This window comes from Rhodococcoides kyotonense (assembly GCF_900188125.1).
Lineage (GTDB): Bacteria > Actinomycetota > Actinomycetes > Mycobacteriales > Mycobacteriaceae > Rhodococcoides > Rhodococcoides kyotonense.
This window is the reverse complement of sequence record NZ_FZOW01000002.1, coordinates 224399-245191: the sequence shown is the minus strand read 5'-3', so window position 1 is coordinate 245191 and position 20793 is coordinate 224399. Positions and strand designations below refer to the sequence as shown.

General features: G+C 63.5%; 21 protein-coding genes. 17 read left to right on the top strand and 4 right to left on the bottom strand.

The genetic code is table 11. The features are described 5' to 3' along the window. Positions 1–3 precede the first annotated feature (3 nt). Positions 4–501 carry a helix-turn-helix transcriptional regulator gene (locus CHB96_RS03940; RefSeq protein ID WP_141136433.1) on the bottom strand — a complete coding sequence of 166 codons (498 nt, stop codon included), beginning with the start codon at positions 499–501 and terminating at the stop codon, positions 4–6. Between the two features lie 102 nt (positions 502–603). Between CHB96_RS03940 and CHB96_RS03935 the strand changes: the two genes are divergently transcribed. The 12 genes from CHB96_RS03935 to CHB96_RS03880 all read left to right on the top strand — a co-directional run bounded on the left by CHB96_RS03935 (position 604) and on the right by CHB96_RS03880 (position 11759). After that, complete coding sequence (locus tag CHB96_RS03935) at positions 604–876, top strand: hypothetical protein (protein ID WP_089243287.1); 273 nt, start codon at positions 604–606, stop codon at positions 874–876. 104 nt (positions 877–980) lie between these two features. Continuing rightward, a complete protein-coding gene (locus CHB96_RS03930; protein ID WP_089243285.1) occupies positions 981–1346 on the top strand; it encodes a hypothetical protein in 366 nt (121 codons plus the stop codon). A 2-nt stretch (positions 1347–1348) separates the two neighbouring features. Further along, the gene (locus CHB96_RS03925) at positions 1349–1636 is read left to right on the top strand and encodes a hypothetical protein (RefSeq protein WP_089243283.1); all 288 of its coding nucleotides are present in this window, start codon (positions 1349–1351) and stop codon (positions 1634–1636) included. 3 nt (positions 1637–1639) lie between these two features. Then, entirely contained in the window at positions 1640–2938 is a 1299-nt protein-coding gene (locus CHB96_RS03920) for an AAA family ATPase (protein WP_089243281.1), read from the top strand. Between the two features lie 361 nt (positions 2939–3299). Then, the gene (locus CHB96_RS03915) at positions 3300–3629 is read left to right on the top strand and encodes a hypothetical protein (protein ID WP_089243279.1); all 330 of its coding nucleotides are present in this window, start codon (positions 3300–3302) and stop codon (positions 3627–3629) included. Beyond that, positions 3626–3880, top strand: coding sequence for a hypothetical protein (locus tag CHB96_RS03910; protein WP_089243278.1), 255 nt, complete (start codon positions 3626–3628; stop codon positions 3878–3880). Before CHB96_RS03915 ends, CHB96_RS03910 begins: the two co-directional genes overlap by 4 nt. Then, positions 3870–7943: a phage tail tape measure protein gene (locus CHB96_RS03905; protein ID WP_089243277.1), complete on the top strand. Its 4074-nt coding sequence runs from the start codon at positions 3870–3872 to the stop codon at positions 7941–7943. Before CHB96_RS03910 ends, CHB96_RS03905 begins: the two co-directional genes overlap by 11 nt. A 171-nt stretch (positions 7944–8114) precedes the next feature. Then, the gene (locus CHB96_RS03900; protein WP_089243276.1) at positions 8115–8402 is read left to right on the top strand and encodes a hypothetical protein; all 288 of its coding nucleotides are present in this window, start codon (positions 8115–8117) and stop codon (positions 8400–8402) included. Beyond that, on the top strand, positions 8399–8596 hold the full coding sequence (locus CHB96_RS03895) for a hypothetical protein (RefSeq protein ID WP_089243275.1): 198 nt from the start codon (positions 8399–8401) through the stop codon (positions 8594–8596). Before CHB96_RS03900 ends, CHB96_RS03895 begins: the two co-directional genes overlap by 4 nt. Then, positions 8589–9236 (top strand): hypothetical protein, encoded by a 648-nt coding sequence (locus tag CHB96_RS03890; RefSeq protein ID WP_089243274.1) that lies wholly within the window; start codon positions 8589–8591, stop codon positions 9234–9236. Before CHB96_RS03895 ends, CHB96_RS03890 begins: the two co-directional genes overlap by 8 nt. A gap of 55 nt (positions 9237–9291) precedes the next feature. Further along, positions 9292–11487, top strand: coding sequence for a phage minor capsid protein (locus CHB96_RS29930; RefSeq protein ID WP_217899918.1), 2196 nt, complete (start codon positions 9292–9294; stop codon positions 11485–11487). After that, positions 11484–11759, top strand: a complete 276-nt coding sequence (locus CHB96_RS03880) for a hypothetical protein (protein WP_089243273.1) — start codon at positions 11484–11486, stop codon at positions 11757–11759. Before CHB96_RS29930 ends, CHB96_RS03880 begins: the two co-directional genes overlap by 4 nt. A 170-nt stretch (positions 11760–11929) precedes the next feature. On the opposite strand, the gene CHB96_RS03875 is transcribed toward CHB96_RS03880, so the two are convergent. Further along, positions 11930–12361: a hypothetical protein gene (locus CHB96_RS03875; protein WP_141136432.1), complete on the bottom strand. Its 432-nt coding sequence runs from the start codon at positions 12359–12361 to the stop codon at positions 11930–11932. Between the two features lie 271 nt (positions 12362–12632). On the opposite strand from CHB96_RS03875, the gene CHB96_RS03870 reads away from it, so the two are divergent. The 5 genes from CHB96_RS03870 (at position 12633) to phoU (ending at position 18872) form a co-directional block, all read left to right on the top strand. Beyond that, a complete protein-coding gene (locus tag CHB96_RS03870) occupies positions 12633–13331 on the top strand; it encodes a DUF2335 domain-containing protein (protein WP_176444122.1) in 699 nt (232 codons plus the stop codon). Positions 13332–13920: 589 nt separating this feature from the next. Beyond that, positions 13921–14877: an acyl-ACP desaturase gene (locus CHB96_RS03865; RefSeq protein ID WP_089243271.1), complete on the top strand. Its 957-nt coding sequence runs from the start codon at positions 13921–13923 to the stop codon at positions 14875–14877. Between the two features lie 47 nt (positions 14878–14924). Then, positions 14925–16064 (top strand): tRNA dihydrouridine synthase DusB, encoded by a 1140-nt coding sequence (dusB, locus tag CHB96_RS03860; RefSeq protein WP_089243270.1) that lies wholly within the window; start codon positions 14925–14927, stop codon positions 16062–16064. Between the two features lie 120 nt (positions 16065–16184). Further along, positions 16185–18125 carry an LCP family protein gene (locus tag CHB96_RS03855; protein WP_089243269.1) on the top strand — a complete coding sequence of 647 codons (1941 nt, stop codon included), beginning with the start codon at positions 16185–16187 and terminating at the stop codon, positions 18123–18125. A gap of 72 nt (positions 18126–18197) precedes the next feature. After that, entirely contained in the window at positions 18198–18872 is a 675-nt protein-coding gene (gene phoU / locus CHB96_RS03850) for a phosphate signaling complex protein PhoU (RefSeq protein WP_089243268.1), read from the top strand. A gap of 182 nt (positions 18873–19054) precedes the next feature. Here phoU and pstB read toward each other — a convergent pair whose 3' ends face one another. Beyond that, complete coding sequence (pstB, locus tag CHB96_RS03845) at positions 19055–19831, bottom strand: phosphate ABC transporter ATP-binding protein PstB (protein ID WP_089243267.1); 777 nt, start codon at positions 19829–19831, stop codon at positions 19055–19057. 52 nt (positions 19832–19883) lie between these two features. Continuing rightward, on the bottom strand, positions 19884–20792 hold the full coding sequence (pstA, locus tag CHB96_RS03840) for a phosphate ABC transporter permease PstA (RefSeq protein ID WP_089243266.1): 909 nt from the start codon (positions 20790–20792) through the stop codon (positions 19884–19886). Between the last annotated feature and the right edge of the window lies 1 nt (position 20793).

Here is a 20793-nt window from a genome sequence, read left to right as displayed (position 1 = left end):
GTGTCACTCCTCGTCTCGCGCAGGCGTCGGCTTGAACAGGAACTTCGTCACCTTCAGTGCGTTGAGCTTCGCCCAGGCCTCGTCGAGACTCTCCGAACTCGCTGTCGCAGATGCCGTTACAGCTGCCGTGTGCGCGATCGCTGCCTTCAGTTGCGCGATGGCAGCGTCGAGCTGCTCGTCGCTGTCCTGCGCCGCGTAGGCGCCGTGAGAGAGCTCGAACATCCGGGACGCTTCGATCGACTCACCAGTCGGTAGCTCGATCGAATCGACCGTGGGTGGCAGCAGGAACAGGTCAGACACGCTGGTGTTCAACACTTTCGAGATCGCGATCAGTTCGACGGCGGTGAAGGATCGGCCGCCCTGCTCGGCCGTAGATACCGCCTGCCGACTCCACGCGCGACCGAGGAGCGGCTCAAGTGCCGCCCCGAATTCTTCCTGCCGCATCCCGGCCGACTTTCTTGCCTGCCGGACGCTCTCCCCTACTACGGATTCGATCTTCAACGCTTCTCCCCGTTCGACTTAATGACAGGCTCAGCATGACATGGTTTCTGACTGTTGACAACACTTAGCACCAGGGTTACGTTCTTACATGACAGTCATTACATGCCTGTCATTTACGGATACGGCCACCTCACAGGAGTGAAAGTGATCAAACGCAACTGGACAGAACAGGAAGTCAGAGCGCTCGGCGTGCGAACCGACGTCCCAACCGCCAGCTCTGTTCTCGGACTCGGTCAGGTCAAGGGATACGAGTTCGCGAAGGCAGGCAAATTCCCCGTGCCGGTCCTCCGAATCGGACGGCGCTACATCGTCCCCGTCGCTGGACTGCTCACCGCTCTCGGCATCGAAGCCGATCAGCGCCAACTCACCGCGTGAGCTGCGGACAAAAGAAAACCCCCGACGCAGTTCCGCGGGTGCGACCGCAAGAACGCCGAGGGCTCGAATCCACCACCACCCCGCCAGAGCAATAAGGAATTCACATGGCAGCGTATACGAACCGCACCGAAATAGCAGGCCTTCGAGCAGCCACCGGTGGACCGATCACCGCGCTCACCCGCGACCTCCTCGACGACAACACACCAACCGTCGAGTTCAACATCTCCCTGTTCGCGCAAGCCGACACCGAGAAAACCGCCTGGTTCCACCAGAGCGACAACCACGGCGAACTCGTCCACCAGTGGAGTCTCACCCCCGACCGCGCACACGACCTCGCCATCGAACTGTTGCTACAGGTCACCCGCGCCCGAGAAATCCAGCAGGTAGAGCAGGCCAAGGGAATCGATGTGACACTCCCGGACGCGTATGTCGTCGAAGTGGACCACGCCGACCTCCTGGAGGTCGAGTAACCATGCCAGACAACAACATCGAGGGCTGGGTGACAATCCAGATCGCACCCGCCTACCGCATCGTCATCGGAGAACGGAACCCCACCCCGAAACCGAAACCATCCGGTGGCTACTACGAGAACGACCCTTTCCCAGGAGAATTCGCGACATTCTGGTTAGTTCAAGAGCTCCGATCGGTCGACGGCCAAACCCTTCCAGCGCCGTACACGACACGCGTCATCCCAGGCCACATCGTCAACAGTCGGATCGAGCCCATCGACCTGCGCACCCACAAGGCTTGGGAGTTCTGACCCTTGACCAAGACGAACGGCGCGAACCCCCTTCCCTCCTCCCTCTTCTCACTCGGAGAGGGAGGAGGGGCGGGCGCTGTCGCACAAGCATTTCCAGGCGCCACCCCCGACGAGATCTTCGCGGCCATCGGCGCCTGGATGGTTCAGCAGAAGCAGGGCACACACGACGAGAACGTCGCAGCCGAAGCCGACCGCCTCCGAGTCCGCGAGGACGCGAAACTCCTCCTCGCAGCCGAGCAGTCCGCCGACGGAACACCACGCGTCCCGCTGAAAGAACGACTCCTCTCCGTCGCCGGACTCAGCACCCTCGGCGCAGTCGAACCACTCATCCGCGGCGTCATCTACCGCGACACCCTCGCCCAACTCTCCGGCGCACCAGGCTCCTACAAATCGTTCATCACATGCGGCATGGCCGGAGCACTCACCACCGGCATGAGCAACTGGGAAGGCCACCGAATCCCACGCCGCGCCAAAGTCGTCTACGTCGCAGCCGAAGGCGCATCTGGCCTACGAGCACGCTTCATCGCCTGGTGCGAGCTCGCCGGAGTCGACCCAATCGAACTCGAAGACTGGCTCTACGTCCTCCCCTGCCCAATCCAACTCGGCAACCTCGTCGACGTCACCGAAGCCGTTGACCTCGTCAAGGAAATCGAAGCCGACCTCCTCATCCTCGACACCCGCGCCCGCTGCACCATCGGACTCGAAGAGAACTCAGCGACCGAACAAGGCCGAGCCATCCACGCCGCCGAAACCATCCAAGCAGCAGCCGGATGCACTGTCCTCTCCGTCCACCACAGCTCACGCGCCGGAACCGCAGGACGAGGTAGCAACTCCTGGGACGGCGCCGTCTGGTCCGACCTCCGCCTCGAAGGATCCGAACTCATCGCGAAGATCCACGTCGAGAAACACAAAGACGTCCCAGCAGGCATGGACTACCACTTCAAGCTCATCGAGCACGTCGTGAGCAGCGCAAACATGCCCGAAGCCTCCGAGGATCAGCGCCACACACTCGTCGTCGTCGGCAACGACGGTATGTCCGCAGGAGGAGTCGGGACAAACCTCCTCGCAGTCGAGAAGAACGCCGCCCGCATCGTGGACATAATGCGGACAAACAGCACCGCAGATGGACTCTCCGGCGCAACGCTTCGCGACCTCTCAGTCGAAGACGGAATCAAGCGCACCCCTTACCACAACGCGCTAAAACTCCTGCAAGAGCGCGGGACCCTGCGCAACATCGGCTCTGCGAAGCGCACACACTTCGTGCTCGCACCCGTCGATCTGAACGGAGGCGACGACAACTAATGTCCCGAATATCCCAACTATGTTCCGGCTATATCCCGACCGCCGTTGAATGTCCGTCCCGCTCTCCCTCTCTAGGAGAGCGGACAACCGGGACAAACACAGACACCGACACTCCCGGTGGACTCGCGCGCAGCACACACAACACCGCCACCTCGCCAACACACCACCACCTCGCCAGCGAGCTTTGGTGGACCCGCGCGCGTGTGCATGTGCGCGCACGCGTGGTAGTCGACGCCGCCGATTTCTGCTTGGGTTCTGGGCGTCGTCGTTCGCGCCGGTGTGACCACGGTGTGACCACTCGACTTGTGAGCTGCGGTTTCGGGTCGCTGATCGGATATCAAATCCGCAGGTTGGTGAACGTGTGAGCGCATTCGACGAGCTCGTAGCCAGTCTCACGGTCGGTCCACCGCTGCCGGGTGCGCTCTGCCGAGGAAGCGCGCCGATGTTCGACAACGACCTCGACGGCGAGAACGTCACAGCGAAACGTCAACGCCACCAGGCGGTCGTGCAGATCTGCCAGGCCTGTCCCGCGCTCGAAGCCTGCCGAGCCTGGAGTGCCGTCGAACCCATGTGGCGAGTAAACGGCGTCGTCGGCGGCGAGATCCGAGCCCCGGCCGGAAGCGAAGCAAGCGCGCCGAGAGGCGTGACCAAAGGTATCCGCGCCAACACCTCAACCAGGAGAACGACATGACAGACACCACGCCCACTACCGCGCCGAAAGCCTATGAGGACCTCGCAGCGCTGATCACAGCTGTCGACAACGAAGACCGCGACGGGATCCAGATGATGCTCGCGGCGCTGTCGATCGACGAATTCGAGGAACTACGCGTCGCCGCTGTCGAAGTCCAGCGGCACCACCTGTGGATCTACGCGCGAGTCCACGACGAATTGAACCGATCTCTTAACAACGACCAGATCCAGGAGGACACTCATGGCGCTTAACGTCGGCGAGCTCGTCGCCACCCTCACCGTCGACGACGCCCGCTTCACCCGAGCGATGGACGACGCCACCGAGCAATCCGCGCGGATGGCCGATGCAACCCAGACTGCCGGCCGACGGGCATCGACGGCCCTCACCGAGGCAGCAACGTCCGCTGACCGCGTCACCACCTCGGCGCGGCAAGCCCGCGAAGCTACCGAGCAGATCGGATCGGGAGCGCGCGAAGCCTCGAATGGGTTGAAGCGCATCGACGCGACTGCCCTGACCGCGATCGTGCGCGGCGCAGATGATGCAGCAGATCACCTGAAGACCCTCGACAAGTGGCAGCTCGACGCCCTCATCAAGGAAGCGAACCGCGCGGGCCAGAGCATCGGAGACGAGGTCCGTCAGGGCGCATCCCACGCCGAGCGGTCCCTCGCGCAGCTCGACGGCCAAGGCCTGCAGCGGCTCATCCGTGAAGCTGAGGAAGCACGCCGCGGATTGAACCGGGTCGCCGACGCTGCTGAGGACGCGACAGAGGACCTCTCCGATGTCGGTGGGGACTCCGGTGGCGATGCGGGCGGGAACTTCCTGGCAGGGTTCTCTAACGCGATTTCTGGTATCTCGTCGAAGGCTGGTCCGGTCGCGGGTTCGATCCTCGGTGTCGCCGCCCTCGGTGTCGGTGCGGGCATCGCGCTCGCTGCAGCGATCAAAGAGGGCATGGAGAACGAGCTCTCTCGCGACATCTTCCAGGCTCAAACGAAGACGACCGAGGCTCAGGCAGCGAAGTTTGCTCGCGCGGCCGCAGAAGCGTACTCAGACGTGTTCGGTGAATCGGTGGAGGCGAACCTGTCGACGCTGAAACTGTCGCTGCAGAACAACATCATCGACCCAGGAGCAAGCCAGAGAGACGCCGAAGCTGTCGTCGCGAATCTGGAAACCATCTCGCAGGCCTTGGACGGTGAAGTGACGACGTCGGTGCAGGCCGTCTCTGCGCTGATGTCGACAGGCCTCGCGGCGTCGGCGCAGGAAGCGTCGGACATGATCGCCAACGCGGTCGGTGGCTCGGCGAACAAGGGCGAGGATCTGCTCGAAGTGATCAACGAGTACTCGGCGGGCTGGAAGAACGCCGGGATCTCGGCGGAGATGGCGCTCGCGTTGATCGAGCAGTCGACAGACAACGGTGCGTGGAACGCTGACGTTGCTGGTGATTCGTTGCGCGAGTTCGGGCGTCGGGTGTCGGAGGAGGGCGAGACGATCGTCTCGACGCTCAACGACATCGACCTGAACGGTGAGGAGATGTTCGAGGCGTTCAAGGCTGGCGGCCCGGACGCGAACAAGGCGTTCGATCTGGCCTTCGACACCATCTCGAAAATCGAAGACCCGGTGAAGCGAAACACGGCCGCAATGGGTCTGCTCGGTGACACGTCCGGTGACTTCATTTCCGTTCTGACGCAATGGGACCCGTCGAAAGCACTCAGCGACTTCGGCGAGTTCGAAGGCGCTGCAGGCAGGCTCGCGGCGACGATGGGAGGCAACGACGCGACCTCCGTCGAAGGCGCCTTCCGATCCATCTCGACCGTCGTCGACGGCTTCAAGGCTGGGCTCGCCGAGGCTTTCGGGCCACAGATCGCTGAGTGGGCGAACAACATCAGCAACAACCGCGCTGGGGTCATCGACTTCTTTATCGGCGTCGGCAACGCCGGCTTCGACGCAGGCGAAGCCGTGCTGCGATTCGTCGAGGGCGGCCTCCGCGGTCTCGCCGAATTCGCGGGGTCAGCTGCCGAGGCTGGCGCGTCGTTCCTGGACATGGGCGCGAACATCCTGTCGGTCGGCGAGTCGATCCCTGGCTTCGGTGCGGTCTTGGGCATCGCGACGGACGGGGCAGCGGACAAGCTGCGTGCTCTCGCGGACACCACCCGCAACGGAGGCGACGCGATCGACAGCACACTCACCGGCGCTGCCAACGCCATCAACGACACCCTCATCCCGGCCCTCCAATCGGGCAGGGAGCGCTTCAACGAGTTCACCGGGGACATGAAGCTGTCTGCGGCGTTCAACGACGAGTCCGCGAAGGTGGCGTCCACCATCGCCGGAATCGGCATCGCAGCCGACGGCACCACCATGCAGCTCGAAAACTTCAACGGCCAGATCGACCACACGAACACCGCGCAACACGAGATGGACCTCGCGGCCCGCGGCCTCGCCGACGGATTCCGCGAGCAGGTGCGCACCGGCCTGGAGGCAGGCAACACCGTCGAGACGTTGACCGGTCAGTACCAGGGCAACCTCGACACCCTCCGCGAGCAGCTGATGGCGACGGGCATGTCGAACCAGGCCGCGAACGACTACATCAACACCCTCGGTCTCACGCCTGATCTCGTCGAAACCCTCATCAAGCAGCCCGGTATGCCCGAAGCGCACTACGCGCTGGATGTGTTGAACGACAAAGTGATTGGCGTCCCGGACGCGAAGTCCGTGGTGGTGTCTGCGTTAACCGATGAGGCACGCGACGAGCTGGAGAGCTTCGGCTTGAAAGTCAAGACACTGGAGGATGGTTCGGTGTCGATCACGGCGGACACCGAGGAGGGCCAGCGGATCATCGAGGAGTGGCGCAACCGTCGCCGCACTCTCGAAGTGACGGTCGTGCCGAGGACGGAAGCGCTTGCGGCACAGGGTTTGCCGACGGACTTCATCGGCCCGGTCAACGTGGTGCAGAACGCTGACGGGGCGTTCACACCGAAGAACGCGAACGCGCACATCACGACTAAGCAGATCACCACGTACGGCGAGCCCGAGACCGAAGGTGAAGCGTACGTCCCGTTCGCGCTGTCGAAGCGTGCTCGCTCGGAGCAGATCCTCGCGCTGACTGCGCAGCACTTCGGCCTGGGGCTGGTTCGGATGGCCGACGGCGGGATCATCGAGGGCGGCAAAGAGGCTGCGATCGCGTACGCAAAGGCTCACGACGATGAACCGTACGTCTACGGGGAGCTGGACTGCTCGGGCTACCAGTCGGGCATCTACAACAAGCTGACCGGCAAGAACGTTCGGTTCACCACGGACTCGGACTTCGCCGCGCTCGGCTTCGTGAAGGGTTTCGACCCGAACGGATACACGATCGGCACGAACGGCGGCGTTGGCATGAACGGCCACATGGTCGGCCAATTGTTCGGCGTCAACGTCGAGTCCGGTGGCGACGGCATCCAGTATGGCGGCCCAGCGCAGTCACCAGAGAACTTTCCGATGATCTGGCATCTTCCACTGTCGGGTGGCGACGACCCGAGCACGGAGAAGCTGAGCGGTTTCAACGCCGAGAACGATCCGGACGGTTCGAAGGCGTTGGCTGCCGGTGAATTCACCGAACGGTATCGACTCGCTCACGGCGTCGAAGAGGACCGGGTCGGTTTCGGGATGTCGTCGTCGGGTGTCGGTCTGTCGACGGACGGCGACCGTGTCTTCGTCACGAACTGGCCCGTCCAGCTCGGCGGCAAGGACGAACGCGAGCCGATCCTCACAGCAGGGTTGAAGGTGTTCGCGAACGGCGGATTCGAAGACCACTCACCGGTGATTGTCCGGGGCGGCGATGTGCGCATGTTCGGTGAGCCGGAGACCGAGGGCGAGTCGTACATTCCGCACGCCGGTTCGAAGCGTCCTCGCGCGACGGGCATCCTCAACCAGACCGCGAACAAATTCGGCTACCGGCTCGTCCCGATGGCCGACGGTGGGCTCACCGGGTTCGGTGGCTACCAACCGGACTCGGACCGGCCGACGCTCGACATTCCGTTGAACGGTCATGGCGTCTCGGCGAACAAGGCCCGCGCGAACGCCTACGCGCTGGCGGCGTTGGGGATCGGCGGATTGAACACTCTCGCATCGGGATTCGACGCGAAAGGCAACTTTACCGGCCAGTTCGACACAAGCTCGAATTCACCGGCGTTCATCGAGGCTGGACTTAGTGACCTTCTCACCAAGTTGGACGAGCTCATCGCGGCTGCGAAGGATCCGGCACCGGTCGACGTCCAGGTCGACATCGACCAAGGGTCGCGGACCGCGAACATCTCGATCATGAAAGCGGGGTTGGGATAACGGAAGTGACCACTGCGTGACCACATGTTCTTCGACCTGCGGGCAAGCGACCCGCATCGGACTCTCAATCCGCAGGTCGAAGAACGACCCGGCTAGACACTCGAGATTCCGCTACCACACTGGTAGAATGAAATCAATTGCAGCACAAGCGATTACAGGAGATCGAACCACATGACGACAACCCAGAACGTTCGCCGCATCACAACCAGCGCCGACAGCAGCGACCCGGACTCGCGGAACTACAGCCGCCTCGGATACGTCGACAACGACGGCGTCTACCACTTCAGAGACGGCTCCACACTCCCCACCATCGGGGTGACGCTCGTCGTCGGCGAGGACGGCACACCCTCGACAGTGCCCACCCCGGACGGAGAGCGGCCCGAGTGGTCCGCGCAGCAGCGACTCCACTGCGTCGACGCCGAACTGCAGGACGCCTACGACGCCGGCCGCATCGAATGAGCGGCCTCGGCGAGAGCATCGCAGCGCACTACGAGAAGCAGCACGCGCAGATCGAGCAGGACGCCAGCGAGGACCAGGCGGCCGCGAAGGCCGCTCACCCGGAACCTCCGACGAGCTTCCACGACGCGACGAGCCGCATGGTCGAGAAGATGCACCGCATCGCAAACAGGAAGAGAGACAACAACAATGGCTGACGCAACAGTGAGTCAGGTAGACGGCGAGATCCGCGAGGCGCAGGCCGCAATCGACGCCCTCGAACAGGCCGTGACGAAGGGTGACGACACGGTCACAGCCGAGTCGGTCAGCGAAGCGAGGAGCCGCCTCAGTTTCCTGCAGCTCCGTCGCCGTGGCGCCGAGCACCGGGAGCGGGAGGACAACGAGCGGGCACGCCGTCAGGCCGTCGTCGATGCCTACGCCGAGCGGGACGAGTTCTACACCAACGGCACAGCGCCAGCGAGGGAGGCGTACGCGGCACTCGTCGACGCCACCCGCGCGTTCCAGGTGGAGGTGCGGAAGATGTGGGCCGCGCACGCCAGTCTCGGCGCACAAGCGGTCGAGCTGGGTGTCGAGCTGCGTCAGGACCTCCGCTGGGAATTCGACTTCTCCAGCTACGTCGACGAGGACGGCCACACGTTCGCTCAGGCCGCGTTCAAGGAGGCATCCGGGCAGGCCCTTCCGCGCCCACACGGATTGCACGACGCCGCCACTCACACGGGTCATGCCGAGCAGACTGCACGCGAGGAGAGAGCGGAACGCGAGCGGCAGGCGAAGTTTGAGGCCAGCTACGAGACGCACAGTGACCATCCTGTGACCACGCAGCTCGCTACCAGCTGAAACACCACCCGAATCGGATCCTTGATCCGCAGGTTCCAACCCTCCAGGAGACTCAGTGGCGCTCGATCCGAGCGACGGCCGCGACATCGCCAACGGTGTCGCGGCCGTGTACGAGACAGCCGAGCTCGCGCTGCTCGCGAAGATGGCCGACCACCTCGCAGTCGACGTCGACAGAGAGGACTGGGCGCGACGGCAACAAACGGAGCAACTCAAGTTCCGCAACGAAGCTCGCGCGATGCAACGCCAGCTCCAGGACACCGGTGTGCAGGCGATGGGACACGCGGTCACCGGCGCGGCGAAGCTCGGCCGTCGAAGCGCTGACGAGGATCTCGACGACAACGCTGTCGCTCCCCGCGCGGGCGGACCACGGCATGAGGATTTGCCGCCGAGCGTTGCGAAGCGTGCCCGGTTCGAGATGGGTGAGGTCGCCGACGTGACAGCGAAGATCACGACGGCGTCGGACAATTTGTACGTCAAGGTGAAGATGAATGTCGAAGCGCGGCACAACGCGAACCCTGGTGGTCTCCGGGTCGACGCCGTCCAGCAGGCCCTCGACGTTCTCACTGCCCGCGGCATCACTGGGTTCCGAGACAAGGCAGGACGGAATTGGACGCTGGCGACGTACATGGAGATGAAGTCGCGGACGGTCGTGAATCAGCAACTCATCGACTCGCACACCGATCGGATGAAGGAGCGCGGGCAGACGCTTCTCGTCGTGTCCTCGCATCGCAATCCGGCGCCGCAGTGCCAGCCGTACGAGGGGCAGGTGCTGAGCCTCGACGGGGAGGAAGGCACGGTCACGAGGAAGAACGCTGCAGGCCCTGGCACCGTCGACGTGAAGATCAAGGCAACGCTGGAAGATGCTCGCGCGCAAGGGTTTCAGCATCCGAACTGCACGCACGCTGTCTCGGCGTTCATTCCCGGTGCGTCACGCACGTTCACCACCGAGCCCGACCCGGAGGGGTACGAGGCGACTCAGCGGCAGCGGGCCATGGAACGCGCGATCCGCGACACGAAGCGGAAGCAGGCGACCGCGGTAACCCCGGCAGCGAAGCGAGCCGCCACCGAGAAACTGAGAGCGCAGCAGAAGGCGATCAAGGACCACATCGAGCAGCACAATTTGAAGCGCCGGCCGAAGCGGGAGCGCATCGATCTCGGTTACACCATCGGCGACGTCGACCCGGATGGCATCTTGCCTCCGTTGCCCAAGCCGAAGCCGAAACCCCCGACGCCGAAGCCTGCTGTCACACCGAAACCGAAACCAGCAGCCAAGCCGAGACCTGAGGCGAAACCCGAACCAGCGCAACGCCTTTCCGATCAGACTCGGGAACTCATTTCCGAGGCTCAGACGACGATGCCGAAGGATCGGATGGGGTGGCTCGACACGACGCTCCGCTACCCGCGCGACAGCAACGGCGCGAAGCTCGTCCCCGAGAAGCTCGCACGACACCTGGACTCCACCCTCGCGGTCGGCAAGGCGATCCGCGACGACGCGTTCAAGGTGATGGCGAACGACGTCGAACTGGTAGCGCTGAGGAAGGATCTCGCCACCGCGGACTACCTGACCACGTCGCGGCTGGTGAAGAAGATCGCTGTCCGCGAGTCGGCGATCATCCGCGAGACCCTCGCCGAGGTCCGCGACTTCGGCGGCGTCCAGCAGTCCGCGCGACTGTCCTCGCTGGACCTGGCGGAACCGGGCACCTCCGACGGAATCGCAGCGCTCCGTCGAGCTGAGACGCTGTTCCCGTCGGACTGGTTGCGGGTGACGTCAGCGAATCAACTCAACGTCGGGTCGGCTGACCGCGCGTTCTACCACGGGACGCACGACTACATCGCCGCGCCGAGCAAGGATTATCTGCCTGGCTATCGAGGCGCGTTCGACTCGTACCCGGATGAGGTGATGGCGCACGAACTCGGGCACCGCATGGAGAAGATGATCCCCGGCCTGACCCACCTCGAATACGCGCTCGTCCGGTCGCGGTCGACGAAGAATGGAACGCTGGAGCCGCTGACGCAGATCTATCCGAATCAGCCTGGCTTGGAAGGGGAGGTCGGGTACGCCGATCAGTGGGAGAATATCTACGCGGGCAAGTCGTACGCGAAGGACTCGCAGTCCGATCCGGCGAAGGAAGCCGCTGAGGCGTTCCAGGTAGGTTTGCAGGACACGTTCGGCCGGAGCTCACTGGGTGGGGAGTTCGACAAGTCCAACCAGCTACAGGAATTCGTGATTGGAGTGATGGCGCTGTTATGACATGGAAAGTGATTTCGCGGACCGATCCGACTCGATGGTTGGAAGGCGCCGACGACCTGGAGTTCACCGCCGATCCGGAGACGACGTCGGCGCTGTCCGATCTTGCGAACTACAGCTACCTGCTCACTCCGACAGGCCCCGGACAGTCCGGCGTCCGCACGCCGTCTGAGCTGCTCGGTGCGGCGTGGAATCTGATTCCGGCGCCGTCGGTGACCGGTGATCATCCTGGCTATCCGGCGTTGCCACCGACTGTTCCGGGCGCGGCGTACTAAACCTCGACTAATGTAGAGGTTGGTTTCTTCTCCTGGGAGCACCAACAGTTTCGGCCCCACCCTCGCGCATCGGGTGGGGCCGAAACTCGTTGCAGCTCAGTGACCATCGCGTGACCACTGCAGCCCTCACCTGCTGAAACACCACCTGAATCGGATGTCTGATCCGCAAGTCATCGACGTTTCGTCTGCCCCGGCATCCGCCGCTGCAATCGTCGACGAGAACCGAGCGTCAACCCAGCCGGATCCTTGGCCCGACCAGCAGAAACGTCGGTGTGAAGGACGCCCGATTCGAGTCTCCGCAGAATCGCGCGGATCTCACTTATGGCCGCCGCCACTTCACTCTCACGCATCTTCATGTCAAGTTCTGCGCGTGCTAGGCCGACGCTCCGCTCGATCGTTACCGGCTCGGACGGCAGCTCATCCACCCCGAGGTAAGCCGCGACATCGGCTCGGCGCCACTTCAGCCGACTGGTACTGCCGCCCATCTTCAGCGCCTTCGAGTACAGAGGGTGAGTGTTCCGGTTGTTGCGGATCGTTCCGGCCGAGACACCGAGAATGCTCGCAAGCTCACCGATCCCCATCAGCGAGGGATTGGCTGTCACTTCACGTCGTCAGGTTGTACGCGGCCGAGACATCCGTTCCCTGACCTGCATTCAAAGTTGCTCGGTCGTGGTTCGGCCGTGAAGTTCCATCCGGAGATGGTGTTGTAGTAGCGCCAGAGCGGCTCACCGCACTGAATGCAAGGCACGTTGGTTCGTCTAATCTCTCTCCGCATCCCCATGCAGAAAACGGTATACAGAACCACCGACAAAAACGTTCGTGTGATGTAGACAACCACTGATCCATATACCCCGAGACCAGAAAGAGGTAGCTTTGAGTGATGAAGCGGACCACCAGCACCACGGCAGCGATTCGACGCGCCCGGGCGCGGGGCGTGGACACGATGGCTATTCAGCCGAGACGGATGTTAACGGCCCAACGCCGGCAGGAAACCTCGGCAGAGTCGATAGTCAAGAAGGCAACCAAAGTAGTCAGCGGCACGAGGATCCGCTAGTCGACGAAGAGAATGTTGTCGACGTCGTCGATGACATTCTCGAAGGTGAGTTGACCGAATCTGAGGTATCGGAGCAGATCCGACTTCAGCAGCGCTGGAAGGCTCCGTTACCGCCTCCAGCTGCGCTCGCTGCTTATGAGCGTGTTCTTCCTGGCGCAGCCGATCGTGTGCTCTCGATGGCGGAACGCGGGGTAGGCATCCGTGAGGCACGGCAAGGGACCATTCGCGCTGCAGTAGACGGCCAAGTAAGAGTAGAGGTCACCGTTGCCGAGGCGGACCGAGACTCTTTGAAGCGTGGTCAGTACTTGGCTACCGCGGTGTCGGCACTTGTTTCAGCCCTCGCGTTTGCGGGCATGTTCCTCACCCCCTGGGCTGCAGTCGGATTCGCGGTGCCGCTTGCTCAAATAGCCTCGACTCTTGTGCGCACGGTCTCGGACGGACACAACCCCTCACGCGATAGCGGAGGCAAGAAGGCGGACGAAAACGGGGAGAAGGATTCCTCGCCGACCGAAGATTAGCCCGCGCCTAGCTGTCCGCTGACGTGGCCACAAAGTGGTCACAGAGGAACCGTGTGACCACGTCAGCAACCATCACCAGCAGTCAGCGCACACCCTCCCCGACCAGCATCTACTGTCTCTCACTGGGTTTCACCGTCATCGGGTGTCACGGACTCGTTCTGACTTTTAATCCGCAGGTCGTAGGTTCGAGTCCTACTGGGGGCACCACGTGTGCGTCTGAGCACATCCAGTTAATCGTCAGCACCGCTGCATTTCCGTCTGCGTCGTCGCGCCACAGAGCCGGTCACGGATGACGATTACACGTCGATCAGGCGACGAATGAGTCGCGATCGGCGACCCGAGATACCCATATCGGGCACACTTCGGCGAGGAACGCACAGCACATCGACAGGGAACGTGCAGCATTTTTCCGTTATGCAGTCGTACACTCGGTAACGGTTCGAGAACGGGGAACGAATCTGCAACGGGGGAAGAACTCCGAAGTACCAGCCGGTAACCATGGCGCGCGATGCAGCTCGACGCGAGCGCAACGCGAAGTTACGGTGCCGTAGGCTGGGTCCGGTTATCCGCAATGTCTGGAGGCAATGTAATGGCGAGGGATCTGACACAGCTGGAACTGCTTCAAGAGCTGGTTCCTGTTGCGGAAGACAACGTGAACCGCCACTTGTCGATGGCCAGGGAGTGGCATCCACACGACTACGTGCCGTGGGACGAAGGCCGCAACTTCGCCGCACTCGGCGGCATCGACTACGACCCGGAGCAGAGCCAACTGTCCGAGGTCGCCAAAGCCGCGATGATCACCAACCTGCTCACCGAGGACAACCTGCCGTCCTACCACCGCGAGATCGCCGAGAACTTCTCGCAGGACGGCGCCTGGGGCACCTGGGTCGGCCGCTGGACCGCCGAGGAGAACCGCCACGGCATCGTCATGCGCGACTACTTGGTCGTGACCCGCGGCGTCGATCCCGTCGCACTCGAAGAAGCCCGCATGATCCACATGACCAACGGGTTCGCCTCACCCGCCGGATCGCAGACAGGTCTGCTGCATTCGGTGTCGTACGTGACATTTCAGGAACTCGCGACGCGTGTCTCGCACCGCAACACCGGCAAAGTGTGCGACGACCCCATCGCAGACCGCATGCTGCAACGCATCGCCGCCGACGAGAACCTGCACATGATCTTCTACCGCAACATCAGCGCGGCAGCACTCGACATCGCACCGGACCAGACGCTCGACGCGATCGCCGACATCGTCATGAACTTCCAGATGCCCGGCGCCGGGATGCCGAACTTCCGACGCAACGGCGTGCTCATGGCCAAGCACGGAATCTACGACCTGCGTCAGCACCTCGAAGAGGTCGTGTGGCCCGTGCTGCGCAAGTGGAAGATTTTCGAGCGCGAGGACTTCACCGGCCGCGGCGAGAACAAGCGCGAAGAACTCGGAGCGTTCCTCGAGGACCTCGAGAAGCAGGCCACCAAGTTCGAGGAGATGCGCGACCGCTCGCTCGCCCGTGAGGCAGCAAAGGCGGACAAGCAGGCTTCCTGAGGGCTCTGCCGGTTCCATCACCATCACTTTCAGAAGGCTCTTTTTCGATGACATTGCGGATCGGTTCGCTCGAGCTGCACAGCCCGGTTGTTCTCGCCCCCATGGCGGGTGTGACCAATGTGGCGTTTCGCACTCTGTGCCGCGAGCAGGAAATCGCCCGCGCAGGCAGCACGTCGGGTCTGTACGTCTGCGAGATGGTCACGGCACGTGCCCTCGTCGAACGGCAGCCCGCGACGATGCACATGACCACCTTCGGCCCTACCGAGACGCCTCGGTCACTGCAGCTGTACACCGTGGATCCGGACACCACGTACGCCGCCGCGAAGATGATCGTCGACGACAACCTGGCCGACCACATCGACATGAACTTCGGCTGTCCCGTGCCGAAGGTCACGAAGAAGGGTGGTGGTGCAGCGCTGCCGTACAAGCGTGCGCTCTTCCGACGGATCGTCGCCGCCGCGGTGAAGGCGACCGAAGGCACATCCGTACCGGTGACGGTGAAGTTCCGCGTCGGCATCGATCCCGAACATCACACCCACCTCGACGCAGGGCGCATCGCCGCCGAAGAAGGCGCCGCAGCGGTCGCGCTGCACGCCCGCACCGCATCCCAGCGTTACTCCGGGACCGCGGACTGGAACGAGATCGCGCGTCTGAAAGAGCATGTGACCGACGTTCCGGTTCTCGGCAACGGTGACATCTTCTCGGCGTCGGACGCGGTGCGCATGATGGACGAGACCGGGTGCGACGGCGTCGTCGTCGGTCGCGGCTGCCTCGGACGGCCCTGGCTCTTCGCCGAACTCAGTGCACGTTTCGCCGGACGTGCAGAACCGACGCCACCCTCGCTCGGCGAGGTGGCCGTCATCATTCGTCGTCACGCCGAGCTGCTGGCCGACCATCACGGCGAGGACAAAGGCCTTCGTGAGCTGCGCAAACACGTCGCCTGGTACCTACGCGGCTTCCCCGCGGGTTCCGATCTCCGTGTGCAGATGGCGCTGGTCAAGACACTGACCGAACTCGACGACCTCCTCGGACGCCTCGATCCGGACGTTCCGTTTCCCAAGGACGCGGAAGGCCCGCGCGGGCGTCAGGGTTCGCCGGGCGCGGTGTCGCTCCCCGAGGGATGGCTCGACGATCCGGAGGACGATCGGGTCCCGGTGGGCGCCGATCTGATGCATTCCGGAGGCTGACCTGCTTCGACGGTTCACGCCGTTGTCCGAAGTGGACCGAAGCCGTTTCGTCAGTATCATGGCTGGGATCGCCTGACTCGGCGAGCAAGAGATTTCGCCAGGAAGGCCAGGAACAAATTCGTGGGTGACGATCGGGATCCGGGCCCGCCTGTGCCTGAAGGCCGGGCGCCCTGGGAGCGGCCGATCTCCCGCGTCCGACCGCAGTCGTCCGAGCGTGCTCCCACTCCGCCTCCACCTCGCGCCCCTGCCACTCCCGCCGCTCCCGAAGCCGACGAAGAGCCTGCAGCAGACGACGGCCCTCGTGACGGTGGACGGTTGAGCCGCCTGGTCAAACGAAATCCTCGAACAACGGCAGGTGTGTCCGTCGCGGAGTTGATGGGCAAGATGGCCGACGACGATGCGCAGTCGGCCGCGTCACCGGCGTCGCCCGAGCGACCCGACGTCGAAGCACCCACCGAGAAGATCGATCCGATCACCGACCGGACTCCGCCCCCGGCTCCCGCCCAACCCGAAGCCGTCGGCGTCCCGGCCGAGCAACGTCCCGCTCTCACACGGCTCGCGATGAGCAAGGTGCGACGACGCAAGCGCGTCAGGAACGTCGCCCGTGGGTTCGTCTCGATTCTCGCGATTCTCTCCGTTGCGCTCACGGGCGTCGTCTGGGGCTATCTGCGCAGTACAGACCGCGGATTCGCCCAGGTGGCCGCACTCGATCCCGATTCCACCGACGTCGTCGACGCTGCAGGCCAGTACGGCGACGAGACGTATCTGATCGTCGGAACCGACACTCGTGCGGGCGCCAGCGGCGAGATCGGCGCCGGAACGGTCGACGACGCAGAAGGCGCGCGTTCGGACACCGTCATGCTCGTGAACATTCCTGCCGACCGCAGCCGCGTCGTCGCCGTCTCGTTCCCTCGCGATCTCGACGTCACACGTCCCGAGTGCGAGGCATTCGACAACGACACGAACACCTACACCGACGAGACGTATCCGGCTGCCGACGGCGACAAGCTCAACGCGACGTATGCGCTCGGCGGACCGAAATGTCTCGTCAAGACGATTCAGAAGATCTCCGGCCTGAAGATCGGCCACTTCGTCGGAATGGATTTCGCCGGCTTCGAATCGATGGTCGACGAGATCGGTGGCGTGGACGTCTGTACTCCGCAGCCACTCGTCGACGGAGAACTGGGCACCGTGCTCGCCAACACCGGTGAGCAGCGCATCGACGGGCGAACTGCCCTGAACTACGTCCGCGCACGGCACGTCGACTCCGAGGGCAACGGCGACTACGGACGCATCAAGCGTCAGCAGAGGTTCCTGTCGTCACTTCTGAGGTCGGCACTGTCCAACCAGGTTCTGCTCGACCCCGGCAAGTTGAACGGGTTCGTCAACGCGTTCACCAGCGACACGTTCGTCGAGAATGTCAAGACGCAGGATCTCGTCACACTCGGACGGTCGCTGCAGAACGTCGATGCAGGCGCAGTCACGTTCCTGACGCTTCCGACGTCGGGCACCAACGACTGGGGCAACGAGATCCCCATGGACGACGCCATCTCCGCCATCTTCAGCGCGATCATCAACGACGAACCGCTGCCCGGTGAGGAGCGTGAGGAAGCGGCGCCGACGTCGGCGGCACCTCCCCAGCAGACTGCCCCCGTCCTCGCGGTCGACCCGACGACGGTGTCCATCCAGGTGTCCAACGCATCCGAGACTTCCGGGATGGCCGCCACCGCGTCCGAGGAACTGTCGACGTACGGGTTCCAGATCGTGGGTGTCGGCAACTTCGTCGGCACTGCAGCTCAGACCGTCGTTCGCTACTCCCCCGGACAGGAATCGGAAGCCGCGACGGTTGCGTCGGCGATTCCGGGTGCCGTCGTGGAAGAGGGTCAGGGACTGGACAGCCTCGTCGAGGTCGTGCTCGGCGCCGACTACCCCGGCTACACCACCGCCCCGACGACGTTCGGTGAGCCGATCGACGTCACACAGGTCCAGGGCAGTACCGAGTCCGCACCTCTGCCTGCAGACCTGGCATTCACCAATGCCGCGGACGACACCTGCGCTTAGCTCGATCCATTCATACCCCGTTCACTCCGGGGTCCATGACTCGATGTGTGTGACCCACTAAACTTCGTGGTTATGCGCGTCGCCTACAACGAACAGATGAACGAGTTGGCCGATCTCCTCGGTGAGATGGCCACTCTGGCCGGATCCGCGATGGAAACGGCAACCCAGTCCCTTCTCCAAGCCGATCTGGTCCTTGCGGAACAGGTCATCTCCGACCACGACAAGATCACCGACCTCAGTGCGATCTGCGAGGAGAAGGCCTTCTCGCTCCTCGCTCTCCAGGCTCCCGTCGCGGGAGATCTGCGTTCGGTGGTCTCCGGCATTCAGATCGTCGCCGATATCGACCGTATGGGCGCTCTCGCCCTGCACGTCGCGAAGATCACCCGCCGCCGCCACCCCAACCACACGTTGCCCGAAGAGGTCAACGGATACTTCGCAGAGATGGGCCGCATCGCCGTCCAGCTCGGTGCGTCGGCACGCGAGGTACTCGAGACGCGGGATCCCGAGCGGGCTGCCAAGCTCCGCGAAGAGGACGAGGCGATGGACGATCTGCACCGCCACCTGTTCACCGTCCTGATGGACCGTGAGTGGAAGCACGGTGTGGCCGCTGCCGTCGACATCACGCTGCTCGGACGCTTCTACGAGCGCTTCGCCGACCATGCCGTCGAGGTCGGACGCCGAGTCATCTTCCTCGTCACCGGTGAACTCCCGACCGAACTGAACACCACGCACCTACCGAGCGCCTGACTTCGACCGAATGTCACATTCGGTCACTACCGGGATCCATCCCGCCGGTGACCGAATGTGGCCATACGGTCGCTCCACGTGATCGCATGTGACATTCGCTCCGAGGTCGGACCGACACGGTCGCCGCCGCGCACGAAAAACCCCCGGACACGGTGTGTCCGGGGGTTTTCTGTCGATCGTGTCTATCCGAAGCGGCCGGAGATGTAGTCCTCGGTCGCCTTCTGCGACGGGTTGGAGAAGATCTTCTCCGTGTCGTCGATCTCGATGAGCTGACCGGGCTTGCCGGTCGCCTCGAGGTTGAAGAATCCGGTCTGGTCGCTGACGCGGGCAGCCTGCTGCATGTTGTGCGTCACGATGACGATGGTGAAGTCCTTCTTCAGCTCACCGATCAGATCCTCGATGGCGAGGGTCGAGATCGGGTCGAGAGCCGAGCAGGGCTCGTCCATGAGCAGGACGTCGGGCTGCACCGCGATGGCGCGGGCGATGCAGAGACGCTGCTGCTGACCACCGGAGAGGCCTCCACCAGGCTTGTCCAGACGGTCCTTGACCTCGTTCCAGAGGTTGGCGCCCTTGAGCGAACGCTCGGCGACCTCGTCGAGCTCCTTCTTGGACTTGCCGCCCTGCAACTTCAGGCCTGCCACGACGTTGTCTCGGATCGACATCGTCGGGAACGGGTTGGGGCGCTGGAACACCATACCGATGGTGCGACGGACACCGACGGGGTCGACACCGTTGCCGTAGATGTCCTCGCCGTCGAGCAGAACCGAACCTTCGACGCGGGCACCAGGGGTGACCTCGTGCATGCGGTTGAGCGATCGGAGAACCGTCGATTTGCCGCAACCGGACGGACCGATGAAGGCGGTCACGCCGCGCGGCGGCACCGCGAGGGTGACGTTCTGGACGGCGTGGAACTTGCCGTAGTAGATGTTGACGTCTTTGAGGTCGAGACGTTTTGCCATGGTCGGCTCCTGTGATTCGCGAGCAGGGAGAGTCTGGGTCGGTCGAGCAGGTCTAGACGTTCTTGGGCGAGAAGAACTTGGAGACCAACTTCGCGCCGATGTTGAGCAGAGCAATGATCAGGATCAGCGTCAGTGCTGCTCCCCACATGCGCTCGGAGGTGAGCGCGCCGGTTCCTGCCTTCTGCAGGTCGACCATCATGAGCGGCAGTGACGTCTGCGGCCCCGAGAACAGGTTGAAGTTGATCGCCGTCGCGGATCCCACGAGGATCAGGACCGGTGCGGTCTCGCCCATGACGCGGGCCAGCGCCAGCATGATGCCGGTCACGATGCCGGACAGAGCCGTCGGGACGACGATCTTGGCGATGGTCTTCCACTTCGGCACACCGAGTGCGTACGACGCCTCGCGCAGGTCCTGCGGCACGATGCGCAGCATTTCCTCGGCGGATCGGACGATGACGGGAATCATCAGCAGAACCAGAGCGAAGGACACGGCCAGGCCGGAGCGTTCGAATCCGAACGTCGCGATCCACAGCGCGTAGATGAACAGAGCGGCGACGATGGACGGCACACCGGTGAGGATGTCGACCATGAACGTGGTCGCTTTGGCGAGTCGAGTTCCTGCGCCGTACTCGACGAGGTAGATCGCGACGAAGATACCGATCGGGATCGAGATGAGTGCGCAGAACAGGCCTTGCGTCAGTGTTCCGACGATGGCGTGGTACGCACCGCCACCCTCGATGAACTGGGTGATGCCGGCCTGGGAGTTCTGCCACCACGCCGGAGCGACGACGGCGGAGAGTCCCCGCGAGATCACGGTGAAGAGCACCCAGACCAGGGGCACGAGAGCGATCAGGACAGCTGCGCTGACCAGCACGGTGGCCATCGCGTTGGAGAACTTGCGACGGGGACTGACGCCCTTGAACGTCGGTTCCTTGACCGGACGATCCATGGTTGCGGTCATG

Coding starts and splice junctions, on each gene's coding strand:
- CHB96_RS03865 (WP_089243271.1), top strand. CDS start 13,921: ATGGCGAGGGATCTGACACAGCTGGAACTGCTTCAAGAGCTGGTTCCT.
- phoU (WP_089243268.1), top strand. CDS start 18,198: ATGCGCGTCGCCTACAACGAACAGATGAACGAGTTGGCCGATCTCCTC.
- CHB96_RS03910 (WP_089243278.1), top strand. CDS start 3,626: ATGACAGACACCACGCCCACTACCGCGCCGAAAGCCTATGAGGACCTC.
- pstB (WP_089243267.1), bottom strand. CDS start 19,831: ATGGCAAAACGTCTCGACCTCAAAGACGTCAACATCTACTACGGCAAG.
- dusB (WP_089243270.1), top strand. CDS start 14,925: ATGACATTGCGGATCGGTTCGCTCGAGCTGCACAGCCCGGTTGTTCTC.
- CHB96_RS03880 (WP_089243273.1), top strand. CDS start 11,484: ATGACATGGAAAGTGATTTCGCGGACCGATCCGACTCGATGGTTGGAA.
- CHB96_RS03925 (WP_089243283.1), top strand. CDS start 1,349: ATGCCAGACAACAACATCGAGGGCTGGGTGACAATCCAGATCGCACCC.
- pstA (WP_089243266.1), bottom strand. CDS start 20,792: ATGACCGCAACCATGGATCGTCCGGTCAAGGAACCGACGTTCAAGGGC.
- CHB96_RS03905 (WP_089243277.1), top strand. CDS start 3,870: ATGGCGCTTAACGTCGGCGAGCTCGTCGCCACCCTCACCGTCGACGAC.
- CHB96_RS03930 (WP_089243285.1), top strand. CDS start 981: ATGGCAGCGTATACGAACCGCACCGAAATAGCAGGCCTTCGAGCAGCC.
- CHB96_RS03935 (WP_089243287.1), top strand. CDS start 604: ATGCCTGTCATTTACGGATACGGCCACCTCACAGGAGTGAAAGTGATC.
- CHB96_RS03890 (WP_089243274.1), top strand. CDS start 8,589: ATGGCTGACGCAACAGTGAGTCAGGTAGACGGCGAGATCCGCGAGGCG.
- CHB96_RS03895 (WP_089243275.1), top strand. CDS start 8,399: ATGAGCGGCCTCGGCGAGAGCATCGCAGCGCACTACGAGAAGCAGCAC.
- CHB96_RS03900 (WP_089243276.1), top strand. CDS start 8,115: ATGACGACAACCCAGAACGTTCGCCGCATCACAACCAGCGCCGACAGC.